The sequence below is a fragment of the Burkholderia sp. YHN3-13 genome (genome assembly GCF_055810675.1).
This window is the reverse complement of the sequence record NZ_JBVVNQ010000001.1, coordinates 586773-604650: the sequence shown is the minus strand read 5'-3', so window position 1 is coordinate 604650 and position 17878 is coordinate 586773. Positions and strand designations below refer to the sequence as shown.

The window sequence follows — 17878 nt, the reverse complement described above, 5'->3', positions numbered from 1 at the left end:
GCTTGCGATCGGCTTTCCGGATGACGCTTGTCGGCCGATCGGAGACGATGCTAGCAAGAAGCCCTGGAAGAGTAAACGTTTTCCTATGCGGGTATGGCAACGCCACGTGACGTCGAGCCGCGGCGAGCATCATTCGGGTTTCGGTACCGCGGCGTGCGTGCTGGCATGGGCGTTACGACGCCACGGTAGCGACGTGCCGCGCGATGCGCGCCGCACATGCATCGGGCGTCGTACCGGCCGTGTCCAGCACCATCTGGCTGAACGGCCGCGACGCATAGCCTTCGCGATACATCTCGGCGATCCGGCTGCGCTCCCAGTCCGTCAGCGCGCGCGTGCCGCGATTCGACGCCGCGATCGCTTCGGGCGGTGCGAGCGTGACGACGAACAACCGTGCATCACGCGCATCGCAGGCGGCGCGCAGCCGCGCGTGTTCCGCTTCGCCGATCGGATAGGCGATGACCAGATGGCGTTCGCGCGCGGCCGCGATCTGCGCGACGAGACGTTCGAGCGCGAGTGCCCACTGCACGTCCAACGGCGCGTCGTCGGGCGCATCGTGATCGTCGCCGTCGATGAAGCACGCATCGGGCAGCACGCGTGCGAGCGCGAGGCCGATCGTCGTCTTGCCGCTGTTGATCGGGCCGTTCAGGTGGATGACGGTAAGGGCGGTCATGGGTCGAGGCAGGAAGCGGATGACTCGCAGCTTGCCATGACGGGCGCGGCGGCGCGGTGCCGTGAGGGCGTCGCGTGGTGCAATGCGAAGGGGGGGGAGCGGACAGGCCGGGAGGGGAGCGGCAGGCTGCGTGCGCGACGAGGCGTCGCACATGCAGCCTGCCCGACCGTGCCGCATGCAGCGATGCGGCACGGCGTCGAGCGAGACGGCTTACTTGTCGTCGCCCTTGATCTGCGGCAGTGCCGACGCTTCGCCCGGCGTCAGCAGGCCGACTTGCGCATACACGCGCAGCTTGTCGCGCGTATCGGTGATGTCGAGGTTGCGCATCGTCAGCTGGCCGATCCGGTCGCGCGGCGAGAACGTCGATGCAACCTTCTCCATCGACAGGCGTTCCGGCTGGTACGTGAGGTTCGGCGACTTCGTGCTCAGGATCGAGTAGTCGTTGCCGCGGCGCAGTTCGATCTTCACTTCGCCGGTGATCGCGCGTGCGACCCAGCGTTGCGCGGTTTCGCGCAGCATGATCGCCTGCGGGTCGAACCAGCGGCCCTGGTACAGCAGGCGGCCGAGGCGGCGGCCGTTCTCGCGGTACTGCTCGATCGTGTCTTCGTTGTGGATGCCGGTAACGAGGCGCTCGTACGCGATGTACAGCAGCGCGAGGCCCGGGGCTTCGTAGATGCCGCGGCTCTTCGCCTCGATGATCCGGTTCTCGATCTGGTCGCTCATGCCGAGGCCGTGGCGGCCGCCGATGCGGTTCGCTTCCAGCAGCAGCTCGACCTGATCCTTGAACTCGACGCCGTTCAGCGCGACCGGCTGGCCGGCTTCGAAGCGCACCGTCACTTCTTCCGCGGCGATCTTCACGTCGTCGCGCCAGAACGCGACGCCCATGATCGGGTTCACGATCTTGATGCCGCTTTCGAGGCTTTCCAGATCCTTCGCTTCGTGCGTCGCGCCGAGCAGGTTCGAGTCGGTCGAATACGCCTTCTCGGCCGACATCTTGTACGCGAAACCCGCCTGGTTCATGAACTCGGACATTTCGGCACGGCCGCCGAGCTCGTCGATGAAGGTCTGGTCGAGCCACGGCTTGTAGATCTTCAGATCCGGGTTCACGAGCAGGCCGTAGCGGTAGAAGCGCTCGATGTCGTTGCCCTTGTACGTGCTGCCGTCGCCCCAGATGTTGACGCCGTCTTCCTTCATCGCGGCGACGAGCATCGTGCCCGTCACGGCGCGGCCGATCGGCGTCGTGTTGAAGTAGGTGACGCCGGCCGTCGTGATGTGGAACGCGCCGCTTTGCAGCGCCGCGATGCCTTCGGCGACGAGCTGCGCACGGCAGTCGATCAGGCGGGCGCCGGCTGCGCCGTATTCGATCGCGCGTTTCGGGATCGCGTCGTAATCGTCTTCGTCGGGCTGGCCGAGGTTCGCCGTGTATGCGTACGGGACGGCGCCCTTCAGTTTCATCCAGTGCAGCGCAGCGCTGGTGTCCAGGCCGCCGGAGAAGGCGATACCGACCTTCTGGCCGGTCGGGAGGCTTTCGAGAATCGTGCTCATAGGAATTACCGTGGATTGAAGCCGGTGGGATCGTATTTCGCGGAATATGCGAGTATCGGCTGTCCGGGAAGTTGGGGCAAGGGCTGATTTTCGTGCGGAATCGTCGTCCGGCCCGTCGGGCGGGCCGGACGGCCGGTTAACCGGACGGAGAACGCGAGGCCGAAAGGCGCGAAATCGCGGCTGAAACCGTCGGTGCCGGGTCCGGTCGCGGGGCCGATTTGCGGGGCCGGATCGACCGAAACATGCGGCAGCCGTTATGGAAATGCCGGTCGATTATTCCGAAAGGATTATGAAAGACTGCCGCCCGACACCCGGAATCCGTCGGGAACCTCAGATATTCCACGACTGCGCGGTATCCAGCAGCTTCTCGCGCAACTGGTCGACTTCGCCGGCCAGCTTGGCCGTGATCGACACATAGCCGGACAGCTGCGGCGGCGGCACGTCGTGCGGCGGGTCGGCCGGCCGGCGGCGCGGCGCAAGCCGGCTCGGCGTGCCGAACTTGAGCGCGCGGCTGGCGCCGACCAGCGTGTCGCGGATGCGCCGGTTCACGGCCTTCATCTCGACGCGCATGTATTCGCGGGCCGCCACGTCGTCGCGGGCCGGCACCGCGCTCGACAGGATCTCCAGGTAGCCGATGCACAGGCGCAGACTGCGCTGGATCGCCTCGAGCTGCGCCATCGACGTCTCGCATTCCTTCGACACCGACGGCATCAGCGAACGCAGCTGCACGAGCAGCGCGCTCAGCGCGGCCATTTCCTTCAGGTGCGCGTCGTCGCTGACCTGGCGGTCGCCCGCGAGCCGGGCATGCACGGCCGCGCACGCGCGCAGCGCGTCGGCGAGCTTGTAGCGCCACGAATAGGTGGCGTAGAGCGGCAGCGCGAACGAGAACGCCAGCGCGATCGCGATGCCGGTCAGCACGTTCACCGCGCGCCACAGGCCGTCGACGATCTCGTTGTCGCCGTGCCCGGCGACGATCACCATCGTGATCGCCGACAGCAGCGCGATGTAGCCGGCCTTGCCGATCGCGTGATACGCGCAGATGCCGCATGCGACGGCCATCAGCAGGTAGATCGCGACGGGCGCATGCAAGACGGAATACAGCACGATCAGCCCGAGCCCCGCGAGCGCGCCGATCGACGTGCCGAGCGCGCGCTCGGCCGCTTTCTTGCGGATGTTGCCGTGATGCTGCAGCCCGCCGACGACGATCAGCACGGTGATCGTCGACCACTCGCCGTGCGGCACGTTCAGGCCGGTGGACAGCGCGATCGACACGAGAATCGCGAGCGCGACGCGCGCCGCATGGATCAGCTTCGCGTGCCGGTAGCGGCGATACGGGTCGAGCAGCGGGCGGAGCGCATTGCGCAGCAGGGGCGGCAGTCGGGTAGGGAGCGGGGTGGTCATGACGAAACGGAGGTGGCCGGAACGCGCACGGCGGCGTGCGCGGGCAGGCGCGACGCCGCTGGCGCAGCAGACGTCACGCTAACCGAACGCGCGCGGGCTGTCCACGGCGCGGCCGGGCGGCACGCGACGTCACGCGTCGGCCGGAGTCGGCAGCGCTTCCAACACGCGGTTGCGGCCGCCGGACTTCGCGCGGTACAGCGCCTCGTCGGCGCGACGCAGCAGCGTCGCGGCGTTCATCCGGCCGTCGGCGGTGGTCGCGGTGCCGATGCTGGCCGTGACGCGCCCGTACGGGCTCTTCACGTGCTCGATGCCGAGCTCCGCGATCGCGTACCGGATGGCTTCGGCGACGGTGGCCGCGCCTTGCGCGTCGGTGTCCGGCAGCGTGACGACGAATTCCTCGCCGCCGTAGCGCGCGACATGGTCGCTGTTGCGGCGCAGGCAGCCCGACGCGGATTGCGCGACGCGGCGCAGCACGTCGTCGCCGGCCGGGTGGCCGTAGTAGTCGTTGAATGCCTTGAAGTGATCGACGTCGACGAACAGCACGGACAGCGGCCGGCCGTTGCGTGCCGCGCGCTGCGCTTCTTTCGCGAGCACCGTGTCGAACGTGCCGCGGTTGTCGAGGCCCGTCAGCGAATCGGTGTGCGCGAGCCGGTACAGCTTCGATTCGGCGACCTGCCGGCGCTTCAGTTCGCGCGACAGCGCGAGCGATCCCCACGCGATGAATCCGGTGAACAGGCACATCAGCACGACGGTCCAGACCGCGCGGTAGTGCCACGACGCGTAGATGTCGAGCTCGGCCGGTGCGACGTCGACGATCAGCGGCAGGCCGGCGAGATGCTTGTAGACGTAGATGCGCCGGACGCCGTCGATCGCGCCGATGCCGGTCAGCTCGCCGATGCGGCTGCGCTGCGACTCGATGAACAGCGGCGAGTCGTGCAGGTCGAGGCCGACCACGCGGGTGTCGTACGGCAGGCGCGATACGAGCGTGCCGTTGTCCTCGACGATCGCCGCGCTGCCGTGCCGGCCGACCGCGAGGCCGTCGAGCAGCGCCCGGAAGTAGTCGATGCTGAGCGTGCCGACGACGATGCCGCCGAAACTGCCGTCGGGCAGGGTGATCCGGCGGCTGAGCGCGATCGTCAGTGCGCCGCCGCGCAGCCGGGAAGCGTACGGGCGGCTGATGTAGAGGCCGCGGGCGAGCCCGTCGCGATGCACGGCGAAATAGTCGCGGTCGGCGAAATTGCCTTGCCGGGCAGGCGACGCACTCGAATCGATCATGATATTGCCGTGCGGATCCATCACGAAAATCGAGCCGAGATACTCGCCGGTTGCCGCGCGGTCGAACAGCAGCCGGTGGCGCTGGCGCGGCGGCAATGTCATCAGCTCGGGATCGGTGACGCCGTCGACGACGTTTTGCAGCGACAAATCGTAGAGTTCGATATTGCGCGCGATATCGCGCTCGATCAGCAGCATCAGGTTGCGCGCATTTTCGACCGCATGGTCATACGCGTCGCGCCTTGCCTCGATTAATAGCGACGTGGAAAGTCCCCAACTGAACATCAGCAGCAAGATGCCCGCAACGAGCACGCCGCGGGGCGACAGAACGCGTGCCACGATCGACGCGGTGTGGCGGCGCAGCGTGGCGGGCAGCGGGAGTGACTTCATCCTCGGGCGTGGCGGGCGGCGGATATTCGCGTGACTGGCGGTTCCGCGCGCGGATTATTTCGAATTAATCCGCATTATCTCGCGAAATCATGATTTTCGCGTGCGCATGCAAAACATGCATGCGGAAACGGCAATTCGAAACCGTTACGCGCCATTACCGCATCGCGCGCGGGCAGGTTGATTTGAATCAATTATCAGACCAGGTCATTTTGTCTGATTAATGGAGTGAAGAAGTGTCGATTTTGCGCGTCGGCGCGGTATTTGGCGGATCGCGACAGGATTGGCTGCTTTCGGGCCGGAATGAAAAACCGGATAACCACGAGTAACGCGTGGGTTTTTGGGGCGGCATGCGGTTGCGACCGCGCCGACGCAGCCAACGCCCCGATGGCGCGACATTTCCCCGCGCTGGCAAGCGTGCCGGGCCGACCGGTCCCGTTGGCGAATCAGGTAGAATCCGCGCTTCGCCGCAGGCGCCCGCCGCGCAACGCGTATCGGGGCCGCATCGAATGCATCGCCGGACGCGCACCGCGCTCCGGTTCCGCATGCGCCGGCTACGGATGCCGGCCCGCTCAACGTTCGTCTCGTTTATGTCCGCAATTCCGAATTCCGACCCACCCGGTTCGTCCGCGAACCCACCCAAGCTTCATCGCGCGCTGAAGGCGCGCCACCTGACGATGATCGCCATCGGCGGCTCGATCGGCACGGGCCTGTTCGTCGCGTCCGGCGCGTCGATCTCGCAGGCCGGCCCCGGCGGCGCGATGGTCGCGTACATGCTGATCGGCCTGATGGTGTACTTCCTGATGACGAGCCTCGGCGAGATGGCCGCGTTCATGCCGGTGTCGGGTTCGTTCGCGACCTACGGCGCGAAATACGTGGACGAAGGCTTCGGCTTCGCGCTCGGCTGGAACTACTGGTACAACTGGGCCGTGACGATCGCGGTCGAACTCGTCGCCGCGCAGCTCGTGATGCACTACTGGTTTCCGGACGTGCCGGGCGTGTGGTGGAGCGCGGCCTTCCTCGGCGTGATGTTCCTGCTCAACGCGCTCACCGTGCGCGGTTTCGGCGAAGCCGAATACTGGTTCGCGCTGATCAAGGTCGTCACCGTGGTCGCGTTCATCGGCGTCGGGCTGCTGATGATCTTCGGCATTCTGAAGGGCGCGCCGGGCAACGGCTGGGGCAATCTGACGATCGGCGACGCGCCGTTCGCGGGCGGGCTGCCGGCGTTGATGGGCGTCGCGATGATCGCGGGCTTCTCGTTCCAGGGCACCGAGCTGATCGGCGTCGCGGCCGGCGAATCGGAGAACCCGCGCACGACGATCCCGCGCGCGGTGCGCCAGGTGTTCTGGCGGATCCTGCTGTTCTACGTGTTCGCGATCTTCGTGATCGGCGTGCTGATTCCCTACACCGACCCGAACCTGCTGAAGACGGACGTGACCGACATCGGCGTGAGCCCGTTTACGCTCGTGTTCCGCCACGCGGGCCTCGCGTTCGCGGCCGGCGTGATGAACGCGGTGATCCTGACGGCCGTGCTGTCGGCCGGCAACTCGGGCATGTACGCGTCGACGCGCATGCTCTACACCCTCGCGACCGAAGGCCGCGCGCCGAAGATCTTCGCGAAGCTGTCGCGGGGCGGCGTGCCGCGCAACGCGCTGTATGCGACGACCGCCGTCGGCGCGCTGTGTTTCTTCACGTCGCTGTACGGCGACAAGACCGTGTACCTGTGGCTGCTGAACACGTCGGGGATGACGGGCTTCATCGCGTGGCTCGGCATCGCGGTCAGCCATTACCGCTTCCGCAAGGGCTACGTGAAGCAGGGTTATGTGCTCGACCAGCTGCCGTACCAGTCGAAGTGGTTCCCGTTCGGCCCGCTGTTCGCGTTCGTGCTGTGCCTCGTGATCGCGCTCGGCCAGGATTACCAGGCGTTCCTCGCGAACCGGATCGACTGGGCCGGCGTCGCCGCGACCTACGTCGGCATTCCGCTGTTCCTCATCGTGTGGCTCGGCTACCGGTTCCTGAAGAAGAGCCGCTTCGTGCGCTACGAAGACATGGAGATCGCGCCGTGGATCGCCGCGAACCGCGGCGCGCAGCGCCAGCCGGTGGCGAACCGCGAAACCGCGGGCTGACGCGGGCGCGGCAGGCGGCCGCGCGACGGACGTTGAAACGGGAAGCCGCGCGCTTCCCGTTTTTTTTGCCCGGCTTTCGCCTGCACGGGGTCAAAGCCGGTTATATTGCCCGACCCTACCGGGCCACGGCCCGGCCGGCGCGACACGCGCGGCGCGGATCGGCATCCGGCGTGCGCGGCGCGCGGCGGCCGGCGAGATGCCCGGCGTTTTCATCGTTCCATCCGGGCCGCCTGGCCCGCGGAGCGCGCAACCCAGAGGAATCCATGAGCGCATCACCCGCCGAGCGGAAGGCCGGACCCGTTTCCATCGTGCGAATCGAAGCCGCGATCAACGCGTGGCGCGAAGTGTACCCGCCGGCGCCGGACGGCGAGGACGGCTACGCGCTGGACGCCGGCAGCAACTGCCTCGCCGAGCTGTACGGCACGATGATCTGCTATCGGTTGCCGGACGTGCCGCTCGACACGCTGAGCGACGCGCAGCGCGACGCGCTCTACGCGACCGAGGTGTGATGCGCGGTCGCGACGTCATCGCGATGCCACCGCGATGAAACGACGGGAAGCCCGCGGGCTTCCCGTTTTGCTTTGCGCGGTGCGGCGCGTGGCGGCGGGCGCCGCCTGCGGTATCGTGACGACATCGTCTGGCCGGGGTGTGCGCCGGATGGCTGTCCGGGAGACATCAACATGGAGTTGAGACATCTCCGCTACTTCGTCGCGGTGGCCGAAGAGCGGAATTTCACGCGGGCGGCGGAACGGCTGCACATCGCGCAGCCGCCGCTGAGCCGGCAGATCCAGCAGCTCGAGGAGGCGCTCGGCGTGCCGCTGTTCGAGCGCAACGCGCGGCCGCTGAAGCTGACCGACGCGGGGCGCTTCTTCTATTCGCACGCGGTGCAGTTGCTCGCGCAGACGACCGAGCTCGAATCGATGACGAAGCGGGTCGGCAAGATCGAGCGCAGCATGTCGGTCGGCTTCGTCGGCTCGACGTTGTACGGGATGCTGCCGAAGATCATCCGGCGCTTTCGCAGCGAGTATCCGGCGGTCGAGCTGAGCCTGCACGAGATGTCGACGATGGACCAGATCAAGGCGCTGAAGGAAGGGCGCATCGACGTCGGGTTCGGCCGCATCCGCCACGAGGATCCGAGCGTGCGGCGCGTCGTGCTGCGCGAGGAGCGGATGATCGTCGCGCTGCCGGTCGGCCATGTGCTCGACAGCGCGAAGCCCGTGCTGTCGCTGCACGATCTCGTGAACGACACGCTGATCATCTTCCCGAAGGCGCCGCGCCCGAGTTATGCGGACCAGGTGCTCGCGGCCTTCCACGATCGCGCCTTGCAGCCGCGCAAGATCTACGAGACGCGCGAGCTGCAGATCGCGCTCGGCCTCGTCGCGATGGGCGAGGGCGTGTCGGTCGTGCCGCACAGCGTGTACGGGCTGAAGCGCGACGACATCAGCTACAAGCCGCTCGACGATCCGAACCTCGTGTCGCCGATCATCATGAGCATGCGGATGCTCGACGAATCGGAGGACATCCGCGCGATGCAGGCACTGATCTACCGGCTGTACGACGAAGCGCAGATGGAGTACCTGCCGCCGCAGCCCGAATGAGCGCGCGGGCGGTAGGGGCTTGCTTGACGCGGTGCGCGCCGGCAGGCCACCATGACCCGATTCGATGCGGCCGCCGGTGTGCGGCCGCTTTCACGCAGACGACCGACCCATGACCGATATCGTGACCGAGGAGACGACCGTCGGGACGCCGCAAGGGCGTCTCTTCGCGAAACGCTGGCGTGCGCGTGCAGCGCACGACGCGTCCGCGCCGATCGTGCTGCTGCACGATTCGCTCGGCTGCGTCGATCTGTGGCGCGATTTCCCCGCACAGCTCGCCCGCGCGACGCAACGCGACGTGATCGCCTACGACCGCCTCGGGTTCGGCCGCTCGGATCGCCATCCGGGGGCGCTCGGCACGACATTCGTGCGCGACGAGGCCGACCATGCGTTCCCCGCGGTGCTCGCGCAACTGGGTGTCGATGCGTTCGTCGCGTTCGGGCACAGCGTCGGCGGCGGGATGGCGGTGGGCTGTGCGGCCGCGCATCCGGAGTGTTGCCGTGCGCTCGTGACGGTCGCCGCGCAGGCGTTCGTCGAGGATCGCACGCTGGCCGGCATTCGCGAGGCGGCGCGGCAGTTCGACGAACCGGGGCAGCTCGACCGGCTCGCGCGCTATCACGGCGACAAGGCCGAATGGGTGCTGCGCGCGTGGGTCGACACGTGGCTGTCGCCGGCGTTTCGCGACTGGCGTCTCGACGACGAACTGCCGCGCGTGCGATGCGCGACGCTCGCGATTCACGGCGAGGACGACGAATACGGCTCCGACGTGCATCCGAAGCGGATCGCCGCGCGCGTCGCGGGGCCGTCGTCGTTCCTGTTGCTCGCTCGATGCGGGCACATGCCGCACCGCGAGCGGCCGGACGACGTGCTGGCCGCCGTCGCGACGCTTCTGCGCGACGCGGGCGCCTGAGCACGCCCGCCCCCGGCGGGCGGGTGCCCGCCGGACGTCAGAACGACAACTGGATCGCGAGATCGATCGCGAGCAGCGCGATCGAGCAGCCGATCCCGAGGATCACGTTCGGCAGCCGGTGCTCGAAGTCGCGATTGTCGCGGCGCATCGCGGCGCCGAGCAGGAAGATCGCCTCGACGGCGATCTGCAGCCCGACGAACAGCAGCATCAGCAGGTACTCGTAGCCCATCTGCTTGAACGCGGCGAAGTGCATCCCGTGATCGCGAATCCACTGGCCGACGCGCAGCAGTTCGTACGCGAACAGCAACGCAGGGAACAGGTAACTGATGAAGTAGGTCGGCGCGGTGGCGTGCCGTAGTTCGAGGTGGAAGTGCTGATGCGTGGTAGCCATCACAACCCTCCTTGCAACGCATGATTGCGGTCGCGACGGCGGCGCGAGTCCAGGCAGACTACGGGATTGCCCTATGCACAGTGCGCTGCCGTACGACATCAGCATACTGCCGCGCGGGAAATTTGGCATGCGGTGCGTGTGTTCGCCGCAAAAAGGTGTGTACATCGCACGACGCGGGTCGGCCGCGGCCCGTCAGCGTTTTGCTTCCGCTCCTTCGATGAACAGCTTCGCGACCGACTGAAACTCCCGTTTCAGCGACAACCCCGGCACGGTCAGCCAGCGCAGCATCGCCGCGAGATACAGGTGATGGAACCACGTCGCGAGCTGATCGGCCCGCAGCGTGCCGTTCAGTTCGCCGGCCTGCTGCGCGGCGACGATCAGTTGCTGCCACACCCGCGCGATGTCGCTGCCATTTTGTCCCGCGCTTTCCGGTTCGGCCGCACCGATGCTCAGGAGCCGGTGCCGCAGATACGCGAGCAGGTACGCGGGATGCCGCTCGCACCACGCGGCCGACGCGTCGAGCACGCAACCGATGCGCGATGCGAAGGTCCTGCGCCGCGCGACGTCGCGCTGAAGAGGCGCGAGATCGCGCGCGAGTTCGCCTTCGAGCCAGTGCGCGAGCACGGCTTCCTTCGTCGGAAAGTGGTTGTAAAGCGTGCGCTTCGCGACATCGGCCTCGGCGGCGATCTGCTCCATCGTGACGGCCTCGTAGCCGTGCGCGTCGAACAGGCGCGCGGCGGTGGCGGCGAGATGCGCGAGCATATGGATGCGCTTGCGTGCGCGGCGGCCCGGATCGTCGGTCTGAATCGGCATGGCGGGGGATTGGCTGAAAATGCACGAATTACATTAGTATACGACGTGCATTTTTGTGAATCCACCCCGTTTCCGCCGTGCAAGGAGTCGTGCATGAAGCTCGTCATCGCCACCTATGGCACCGAAGGCGATACGCGCCCGCTCGCGGCGCTTGGCCGCGCGCTGATGGACGCCGGCCACGATGTCCGGTTGCTCGCGGACGCCGCGACACTCGGGGCGGCCGCGGCGCTCGGCGTGCCGTCGGCGCCGTTGTCCGGCGAGATCCGCCGCGCGATCGGGCCGCAAGGCGCGCTGGCCGACGCGGTGCGCGGGCGCGGCGGCTTCCACGACACGTCGAAGGCGCTCGCGGCAATCGCGAATGCGAATACGGCCGCGTGGATGCGCGAAGTCGCGGATGCATCGGACGGCTGCGACGCGCTCCTCGTGTCGGGGCTTGCGTCGTTCGTCGGGCTGTCGGTCGCCGAATATCGCCGCGTGCCGGCGATCGGCACCGGCATGATCCCGATCACGCCGACCGCCGGATTCGCGTCGCCGTTCCTGCCGCCGGGGAAGGTGCCGGGCTGGCTGAATCGTGCGAGCCATCGGTTCGTGAATGCGCTGTTGTGGCAGGCGTTCCGGAACTCGACGAACGCGGCACGCGCCGGCGTGTGCGGGTTGCCGCCGCGCAAGCATGTGTGGACCGATCATCCGATGCTGTATGGCGTGTCGCCGGCGCTGCTGTCAGGCCCGGCCGACTGGCCGCCGAATGTGCGGGCATGCGGGCAATGGCGGGTCGACGGGCGTGCATGGGCGCCGCCGTGCGATCTGTCGGCGTTTCTCGAATCGGGCGATCCGCCCGTGTACATCGGCTTCGGCAGCATGGCCGGCTTCGACCGGGCCGCCATGGCCGACGCGCTGACCCGTGCGCTCGCGGGCCGGCGCGCGCTGTTCTATCCGGGCTGGAGCGGCATCGAGGCGTCGATGCTGCCGGCACACGTTCGCGTGATCGGCGACACGCCGCACGACTGGCTGTTTCCGCGCGTATCGATGGCGATTCATCATGGCGGGTCGGGCACCACGCATTCGGCCGCACGGGTCGGCATTCCGTCGGTCGTCGTGCCGTTTGCGGGCGATCAGTTCTTCTGGGCGAACCGGTTGCAGCGGCTCGGCGTGGCCGATGCGCCCGTGGCGGGACGGCGCGTGGATGCCGCCGCGCTGGCGCGGGCCATTGCGTTCGCCGAACGGAGCGAGACGCAGGCGCGCGCAACGGAGCTTGGCACGCGCATCGCGCAAGAGGACGGTCTGGCGCTGGCCGTCAGCGCGATCGAACGATGGGCGCGTGCCGGTGCGCGGTGAGCCCGCGCACCGGTATCAGGCGTGCCGGTGCGCGGTGAGCCCGCGCACCGGTATCAGAAATGCCCGGTGAACCGGTAACGGCTGCCCGGGTGCCACAGATTGGCGACCGACGCGACCAATCCCTGCGACCACGTGCGCCGATGCAGCATCAGGCATGGTTCGCGGTCGTCCATCGTCAGGTGGCGGCGCGTTTCGGCATCGGGCATCGCGGCCTCGATCCGGTACTCGACGCGCTGCAGCGGCGCGACGCGCGTCAGGTACTGGTTCGGCGTCGTCGCCGTGAAGTCCTGCAGCGCGTATTCGGGCGCGCAGGCCGGATTGACCCAGCGTTCCTCGAGCTGCACGGGCGTGTCGTTCTCGAAATGCAGCACGCGCGAATGAAAGATCGGGCGGCCGGTATCGAGCTGCAGTTCGTCGGCGAGCTTCGCGTCGGCGACGGCCGCGCCGACCTGCAGCACCTGCGCGCGATAACCGTGGCCGCGCGCGGCGACTTCGTCCGAGATGCTGCGGATCGCGACGAGCGTCGATTCGTATTTCGGTGACGCGACATACGTGCCGGAGCCGCGCGTGCGCGTGAGCACCTGCTCGGCCGTCAGCTCGCGCAGCGCGCGGTTGACGGTCATCCGCGCGACGTTGAATTCGCGCGCAAGCTCGTTCTCCGACGGCACCTGGTCGCCTTCCGCCCATTCGCCGGCATGGATGCGCGCGAGGATGAAGTCCTTGATTTCCTGATAGATCGGTGTGGTCATGGGATCACGATTCCAGAGTCGGCAGCGGCCCGCCGCCGAATGCCGATCCGGCGCGCGCCCGGCGCCGAGTGTACCGGTTTCGCGGACGCGCCGGCCCGGATGCCCCGAATGATCCCTGTTCGGCCGGCGCGCGTCCATGCGGGATTGCACAGAGCGGCCGGCCCGCGACAGCCGGCGCGCGGTCAGAACCGATGCCGGATGCCGACCGTCGCGACGACCTGCGTATTCGTCGACGATGCCGCGAGCCCCGTCACGTTCGCGAACCCGAGCGTCGCGCCCGACGGCACGCCGAACTGGTGCTGGTACACGGTTTCCGCATACACGTCGGTGCGCTTGCTCAGCGCGTAATCGGCCATCAGCGTCACCTGCTGCCATTTCGGCCGGTGGCTGCCGGCCGCGTCGTCGTAGCGGCCGTCGGTGAACGTATAGGCGCCCGCGAGCGAGACGGCCGGCGTCAGCGTATAACGCGCGTTGACCTCGTAGTTGTCGAACCGCAGCGCATTCAGTGCACCGGGCAGCGACGACGCGGCCGTTTCGTCGAACATCGAATGCGTCCACAGCGCGCCAACCGTCAGCCGGTCGAACGCGTAGCTGCCGCCGGCGCCCATCACGCGCTGGCGCACGGCCGGGAAGTTCGCGCCGTCGTTGGTCGACAGCGCGCCGCTCGCCGTCAGCCCGCCGCGATCGAGCTGCAGGTAAGCGGCGCCGAGGCTGACCGGCCCGTTCGCATACGACACGCCCGCGCTGTACGCGCGGTTGTTCGCGAAGCCGCCGGCCGCGTTGCTGAACCCGTACAGGCCGCCGAACTGCCAGCCCGCGAGCGTCGGGCTCGTGTATTTCACCGCGTTGTCGATGTAGAACGAATCGTCGATGTTGTCGTTGTCGAACGGGTGCGACGCGAGGTTGTTGCCGTCGCCGTTGTTGGCCATCGCGAGCGGGCCGAGATAGTCGACCACGGCGTCGTACTGGCGGCCGAGCGTCAGCGCGCCGTATCGGTCGCTCTGCAGGCCGACGTACGCGCGGCGCCCGAACATCGTGTTCTTGTAGGACTGCGTGCCGTTGTTCAGGTTGAAGCCGTTCTCGAGGCGGAACAGCGCATGCAGGCCGCCGCCGAGATCCTCGTTGCCGCTCAGGCCGAAGACCGTGTTCGACAGCAGGCCGCTGCCTTGCTGCCACGCGCTTTTGCCCGACTGGTTGTTCGTATAGGCGATACCGGCATCCAGCATCCCGTAGAGCGTGACGCTGCCTTGCGCATGCGCCGCGGCGCCGAAGAACGCGAGGGAGAGGGTGCCGACGACTGCTTTTTTCATTGAGTGTGCTTCCTGGAAAGGCCCGTCGAGACGGGAACGACGATTCGCCGCGCGGGTCCGTGCGGATCCGCGCGTTCGAATCGATGAAAGGGGGAGCGCGTGACGCGAGTCACGCGCGGCGGCGAACGCCGGTTAGTGCTGCAACAGGCGGATCGTGCCGAACTCGGCGGCCGGCAGTTCGCGCAGGATCGACAGGATGGCCGGCGACGCCTGCGATCGCGCGACTTCGAACTCGATGCACGCGCGCCCGGTGCGGCGGTCGATCACGGCCGTATAGAAATTGAGCGCGGCGCCGACGGCCCGATGCAGCCGGCGCCGCACGGCCGCGAGGTTGTCCGATTCGACGCGGATCGACAGCAGCACGAGGTCGTCGTCGGGACACGTGCGCCGCGAACGCACGGGCAGCAGATCGTGTGAAGCGGCGGATTCGGTTCTGGTCGGTTTCATGCATGCATCCCCGGGTCGCCTCGTGCCGTGCAGCGTGGCGATCTCGTCTTTGACATGACGCCCATTCTAGGAATCGCGGTGACGATACGGTGTATAGACTCGCGCCGGGCCTGAAAAGAACGCATAAAAACGGCATTGGCCGGCCCCGGATTGATTCCCGCAATGCGTCGACGCGCCCCGCCCTCGGCCGTGGCACCCGTTGACGGAGCTGCTGTCCGGTTACCGGCTGGTCGGGTTGGGAAGCGGACGGCATGTGGCACGAGGTCTAGACAGGTTTCGCGCGGCTCCAGGCTGGAGCAGTCTGCCGCGAGAAAGCCTTCATTCAACATCGTGTAATCGTTAATTAATTGAAAGTTAAGGAAAATTCCGGACCACGACCATAATCGGCCGACAATTAGAGATAAACACGGATTGCTGGCACCCTCCCGAAAAAGGCAAAGTTGTATGTACAACTTGGAGCGTCGCCGGAAGGGGCGATATCCGGGTTGGAAGGGTTCGCGGCGGGCAGTCCGGCCGGAACCCGGCCCAGTTCGCCTTTGACAGGAACACGATGAAGAAACTCGCGCTCAGTATTGCCCTTGCCTGCATCGCGGTCGGTGCTCACGCCAAGGATTGGTCGACGATCCGGTTCGGCGTCGACGCCAGCTACCCGCCGTTCGAATCGAAGGATGCAAGCGGCAAGGTCGTCGGCTTCGACGTCGATCTCGGCAACGAGATCTGCGCCCGCCTGAAGGCGAAATGCGTATGGATCGAGAACGACTTCGACGGGATGATCCCGGCGCTGAAGGCGAAGAAGTTCGACGGCGTGCTGTCGTCGATGTCGATGACGCCGGCGCGCGCCGAGCAGATCGCGTTCTCCGACAAGCTGTTCAACACGCCGACGCGCCTCGTCGCGAGGAAGGGCGCGAATCTGCAGCCGACGGCCGAATCGCTGAAGGGCAAGTCGGTCGGCGTCGAGCAGGGCACGATCCAGGAAACCTATGCGAAGGCCTACTGGGCACCGAAGGGCGTGCAGGTCGTGCCGTACCAGAACCAGGACGGCGTGTACCAGGACCTGATGTCGGGCCGTCTCGACGCGGCGCTGCAGGACGCGGTGCAGGCGGACATCGGCTTCCTGAAGACGCCGCGCGGCGCGAACTTCGCATTCGCCGGCAAGGACATCGACGATCCGAAGACGCTCGGCAACGGCGCCGGCATCGGCCTGCGCAAGGACGACGCCGACCTGAAGGCGAAGATCGACCATGCGATCGCCGACATCATCAAGGACGGCACGTACAGGAAGCTCGAGAAGAAGTACTTCGCGTTCGACGTCTACGGCGGCTGAACGTCCATGCGGCGCGCATCGGTTGTGGCGCGCCGCGTTAGTGACCGGGTGCAACCCGCTTCACGCGATGCGTCCGACTTGATGAGCAGCGTGCATCAGGTTGTGCGCAGATATCGTTTGATGCACGGCTAATGGCTATTGACAATCCAGCCACCTCGCTCTGGACCCCACATATGATCTTCCAAGGATTTGGCCCGCTGCTGTGGGCCGGCACGGTCGAGACCGTGAAGCTCGCGGTGCTGTCGCTCGCCGCGTCGCTCGTGCTGGGCCTCATCGGCGCGAGCGCGAAACTGTCGACGAACCGCATGCTCAAGTCGATCGGCACCTTCTACACGACGCTGATCCGCGCGGTGCCGGACCTCGTGCTGATGCTGCTGCTGTTCTACGGGATCCAGATCCTGCTGAACAACTTCACCGACATGCTTGGCTGGGACCAGATCGACATCGACCCGTTCGTGGCGGGCGTCATCACGCTCGGCTTCATCTACGGCGCGTACTTCACCGAGACGTTTCGCGGCGCGTTCCTCGCGGTGCCGCGCGGCCAGCTCGAAGCCGGCTTCGCGTACGGGATGAGCGGCTGGCGCGTGTTCCATCGCATCCTGTTTCCGCAAATGATGCGCTTCGCGCTGCCCGGCATCGGCAACAACTGGCAGGTGCTCGTCAAGGCGACCGCGCTCGTGTCGATCATCGGCCTGGCCGACGTCGTGAAGGCGTCGCAGGACGCGGGCAAGAGCACGCTCGATTTCTTCTTCTTCACGCTGGCTGCGGGCGCGATCTACCTCGCGATCACGACGGTGTCGAACGTCGTGCTGCATCACCTCGAGAAGCGTTATTCCGTCGGTGTCCGGAGGCTCGCACTGTGATCGAACTCGTCAGCCAGTACTGGCAAAGCTATCTCTATTCCGACGGCTACCGCTTCAGCGGCCTCGCGATCACGCTGTGGCTGCTGGTCGTGTCGATCGCGCTCGGTTTCGCGCTCGCCGTGCCGCTCGCGATCGCGCGTGCGTCGTCGAACCGCTGGATCTCGGGCCCCGTCTGGCTCTACACGTACGTGTTCCGCGGCACGCCGCTCTACGTGCAGTTGCTGATGTGCTACACGGGCATCTACAGCCTGCAGGTCGTGCACGACCACGTGCTGCTCGACACGTTCTTCCGCAACGCGATGAACTGCACGCTGCTCGCGTTCGTGCTGAACGAATGCGCGTATGCGACGGAGATCTTCGCGGGCGCGATCAAGGCGACCTCGGCCGGCGAGATCGAGGCCGGGATGGCCTACGGGATGTCGCGCTTCAAGCTGTATACGCGCATCATCCTGCCGTCCGCGCTGCGCCGCTCGCTGCCGAGCTACAGCAACGAAGTGATCCTGATGCTGCACGCGACGACACTCGCGTTCACCGCCACCGTGCCCGACATCCTGAAGGTCACGCGCGACGTCAATTCGGCGACTTACATGTCGTTCCAGGCCTACGGCATCGCTGCCGTGCTGTACGCCGCCGTCGTGTTCACGCTCATCTGGGCGTTCCGCAAGCTCGAGACGCGCTGGCTCGCGTACCTCGCGCCGCGCAGCCATTAACGCATCCGCACGATTCGCAACGAAGGACCC

The 17878-nt window shown here is 67.0% G+C and carries 17 protein-coding genes; 8 read left to right on the top strand and 9 right to left on the bottom strand.

Annotated elements, in window-relative coordinates; all coding sequences use genetic code 11:
• Positions 1-172 precede the first annotated feature (172 nt).
• From AC0KUR_RS02635 to AC0KUR_RS02620, 4 genes are all read right to left on the bottom strand, one after another.
• Positions 173-670: a nucleoside/nucleotide kinase family protein gene (locus AC0KUR_RS02635; RefSeq protein WP_034185609.1), complete on the bottom strand. Its 498-nt coding sequence runs from the start codon at positions 668-670 to the stop codon at positions 173-175.
• 210 nt (positions 671-880) lie between these two features.
• Positions 881-2215: an argininosuccinate synthase gene (argG, locus tag AC0KUR_RS02630; RefSeq protein WP_034185610.1), complete on the bottom strand. Its 1335-nt coding sequence runs from the start codon at positions 2213-2215 to the stop codon at positions 881-883.
• 330 nt (positions 2216-2545) lie between these two features.
• Positions 2546-3616: an FUSC family protein gene (locus AC0KUR_RS02625; RefSeq protein WP_473375303.1), complete on the bottom strand. Its 1071-nt coding sequence runs from the start codon at positions 3614-3616 to the stop codon at positions 2546-2548.
• A 129-nt stretch (positions 3617-3745) separates the two neighbouring features.
• The gene (locus AC0KUR_RS02620; protein WP_059558532.1) at positions 3746-5278 is read right to left on the bottom strand and encodes a sensor domain-containing diguanylate cyclase; all 1533 of its coding nucleotides are present in this window, start codon (positions 5276-5278) and stop codon (positions 3746-3748) included.
• 587 nt (positions 5279-5865) lie between these two features.
• On the opposite strand from AC0KUR_RS02620, the gene AC0KUR_RS02615 reads away from it, so the two are divergent.
• The 4 genes from AC0KUR_RS02615 to AC0KUR_RS02600 all read left to right on the top strand — a co-directional run bounded on the left by AC0KUR_RS02615 (position 5866) and on the right by AC0KUR_RS02600 (position 9906).
• Positions 5866-7401 carry an amino acid permease gene (locus AC0KUR_RS02615; RefSeq protein WP_059558530.1) on the top strand — a complete coding sequence of 512 codons (1536 nt, stop codon included), beginning with the start codon at positions 5866-5868 and terminating at the stop codon, positions 7399-7401.
• A gap of 263 nt (positions 7402-7664) precedes the next feature.
• Positions 7665-7910, top strand: a complete 246-nt coding sequence (locus tag AC0KUR_RS02610) for a DUF3717 domain-containing protein (protein ID WP_031399027.1) — start codon at positions 7665-7667, stop codon at positions 7908-7910.
• A 171-nt stretch (positions 7911-8081) separates the two neighbouring features.
• Entirely contained in the window at positions 8082-8999 is a 918-nt protein-coding gene (locus tag AC0KUR_RS02605; RefSeq protein ID WP_021157347.1) for a LysR family transcriptional regulator, read from the top strand.
• Positions 9000-9108: 109 nt separating this feature from the next.
• The gene (locus tag AC0KUR_RS02600; protein WP_473375302.1) at positions 9109-9906 is read left to right on the top strand and encodes an alpha/beta fold hydrolase; all 798 of its coding nucleotides are present in this window, start codon (positions 9109-9111) and stop codon (positions 9904-9906) included.
• A 37-nt stretch (positions 9907-9943) separates the two neighbouring features.
• On the opposite strand, the gene AC0KUR_RS02595 is transcribed toward AC0KUR_RS02600, so the two are convergent.
• On the bottom strand, positions 9944-10297 hold the full coding sequence (locus tag AC0KUR_RS02595; protein ID WP_034185614.1) for a hypothetical protein: 354 nt from the start codon (positions 10295-10297) through the stop codon (positions 9944-9946).
• Positions 10298-10489: 192 nt separating this feature from the next.
• The gene (locus AC0KUR_RS02590; protein WP_473375301.1) at positions 10490-11110 is read right to left on the bottom strand and encodes a TetR/AcrR family transcriptional regulator; all 621 of its coding nucleotides are present in this window, start codon (positions 11108-11110) and stop codon (positions 10490-10492) included.
• Positions 11111-11203: 93 nt separating this feature from the next.
• Here AC0KUR_RS02590 and AC0KUR_RS02585 point away from each other — a divergent pair, with 93 nt between their 5' ends.
• Entirely contained in the window at positions 11204-12445 is a 1242-nt protein-coding gene (locus AC0KUR_RS02585) for a glycosyltransferase (RefSeq protein ID WP_473375300.1), read from the top strand.
• A 53-nt stretch (positions 12446-12498) separates the two neighbouring features.
• Here AC0KUR_RS02585 and hutC read toward each other — a convergent pair whose 3' ends face one another.
• The 3 genes from hutC to AC0KUR_RS02570 all read right to left on the bottom strand — a co-directional run bounded on the left by hutC (position 12499) and on the right by AC0KUR_RS02570 (position 14951).
• The gene (gene hutC, locus AC0KUR_RS02580; RefSeq protein WP_059558691.1) at positions 12499-13194 is read right to left on the bottom strand and encodes a histidine utilization repressor; all 696 of its coding nucleotides are present in this window, start codon (positions 13192-13194) and stop codon (positions 12499-12501) included.
• Positions 13195-13376: 182 nt separating this feature from the next.
• A complete protein-coding gene (locus AC0KUR_RS02575) occupies positions 13377-14504 on the bottom strand; it encodes a porin (protein ID WP_059558519.1) in 1128 nt (375 codons plus the stop codon).
• Between the two features lie 132 nt (positions 14505-14636).
• Positions 14637-14951 (bottom strand): hypothetical protein, encoded by a 315-nt coding sequence (locus tag AC0KUR_RS02570; RefSeq protein ID WP_080287695.1) that lies wholly within the window; start codon positions 14949-14951, stop codon positions 14637-14639.
• Between the two features lie 550 nt (positions 14952-15501).
• On the opposite strand from AC0KUR_RS02570, the gene AC0KUR_RS02565 reads away from it, so the two are divergent.
• The 3 genes from AC0KUR_RS02565 to AC0KUR_RS02555 all read left to right on the top strand — a co-directional run bounded on the left by AC0KUR_RS02565 (position 15502) and on the right by AC0KUR_RS02555 (position 17848).
• The gene (locus AC0KUR_RS02565; RefSeq protein ID WP_034185618.1) at positions 15502-16275 is read left to right on the top strand and encodes an ABC transporter substrate-binding protein; all 774 of its coding nucleotides are present in this window, start codon (positions 15502-15504) and stop codon (positions 16273-16275) included.
• A gap of 173 nt (positions 16276-16448) precedes the next feature.
• Positions 16449-17138, top strand: coding sequence for an ABC transporter permease (locus AC0KUR_RS02560; protein ID WP_034185619.1), 690 nt, complete (start codon positions 16449-16451; stop codon positions 17136-17138).
• The gene (locus AC0KUR_RS02555) at positions 17135-17848 is read left to right on the top strand and encodes an ABC transporter permease (RefSeq protein ID WP_034185620.1); all 714 of its coding nucleotides are present in this window, start codon (positions 17135-17137) and stop codon (positions 17846-17848) included. The genes AC0KUR_RS02560 and AC0KUR_RS02555 overlap by 4 nt, the downstream gene beginning before the upstream one ends.
• Positions 17849-17878 lie beyond the last annotated feature (30 nt).

Excerpts from the sequence above, each read along its gene's own strand:
- AC0KUR_RS02615 (WP_059558530.1), top strand. The coding sequence starts at position 5,866 with ATGTCCGCAATTCCGAATTCCGACCCACCCGGTTCGTCCGCGAACCCA.
- AC0KUR_RS02620 (WP_059558532.1), bottom strand. The coding sequence starts at position 5,278 with ATGAAGTCACTCCCGCTGCCCGCCACGCTGCGCCGCCACACCGCGTCG.
- AC0KUR_RS02585 (WP_473375300.1), top strand. The coding sequence starts at position 11,204 with ATGAAGCTCGTCATCGCCACCTATGGCACCGAAGGCGATACGCGCCCG.
- AC0KUR_RS02560 (WP_034185619.1), top strand. The coding sequence starts at position 16,449 with ATGATCTTCCAAGGATTTGGCCCGCTGCTGTGGGCCGGCACGGTCGAG.
- AC0KUR_RS02610 (WP_031399027.1), top strand. The coding sequence starts at position 7,665 with ATGAGCGCATCACCCGCCGAGCGGAAGGCCGGACCCGTTTCCATCGTG.
- AC0KUR_RS02605 (WP_021157347.1), top strand. The coding sequence starts at position 8,082 with ATGGAGTTGAGACATCTCCGCTACTTCGTCGCGGTGGCCGAAGAGCGG.
- hutC (WP_059558691.1), bottom strand. The coding sequence starts at position 13,194 with ATGACCACACCGATCTATCAGGAAATCAAGGACTTCATCCTCGCGCGC.
- AC0KUR_RS02595 (WP_034185614.1), bottom strand. The coding sequence starts at position 10,297 with ATGGCTACCACGCATCAGCACTTCCACCTCGAACTACGGCACGCCACC.
- AC0KUR_RS02625 (WP_473375303.1), bottom strand. The coding sequence starts at position 3,616 with ATGACCACCCCGCTCCCTACCCGACTGCCGCCCCTGCTGCGCAATGCG.
- AC0KUR_RS02575 (WP_059558519.1), bottom strand. The coding sequence starts at position 14,504 with ATGAAAAAAGCAGTCGTCGGCACCCTCTCCCTCGCGTTCTTCGGCGCC.
- AC0KUR_RS02600 (WP_473375302.1), top strand. The coding sequence starts at position 9,109 with ATGACCGATATCGTGACCGAGGAGACGACCGTCGGGACGCCGCAAGGG.
- AC0KUR_RS02565 (WP_034185618.1), top strand. The coding sequence starts at position 15,502 with ATGAAGAAACTCGCGCTCAGTATTGCCCTTGCCTGCATCGCGGTCGGT.
- AC0KUR_RS02635 (WP_034185609.1), bottom strand. The coding sequence starts at position 670 with ATGACCGCCCTTACCGTCATCCACCTGAACGGCCCGATCAACAGCGGC.
- AC0KUR_RS02570 (WP_080287695.1), bottom strand. The coding sequence starts at position 14,951 with ATGAAACCGACCAGAACCGAATCCGCCGCTTCACACGATCTGCTGCCC.
- AC0KUR_RS02590 (WP_473375301.1), bottom strand. The coding sequence starts at position 11,110 with ATGCCGATTCAGACCGACGATCCGGGCCGCCGCGCACGCAAGCGCATC.
- argG (WP_034185610.1), bottom strand. The coding sequence starts at position 2,215 with ATGAGCACGATTCTCGAAAGCCTCCCGACCGGCCAGAAGGTCGGTATC.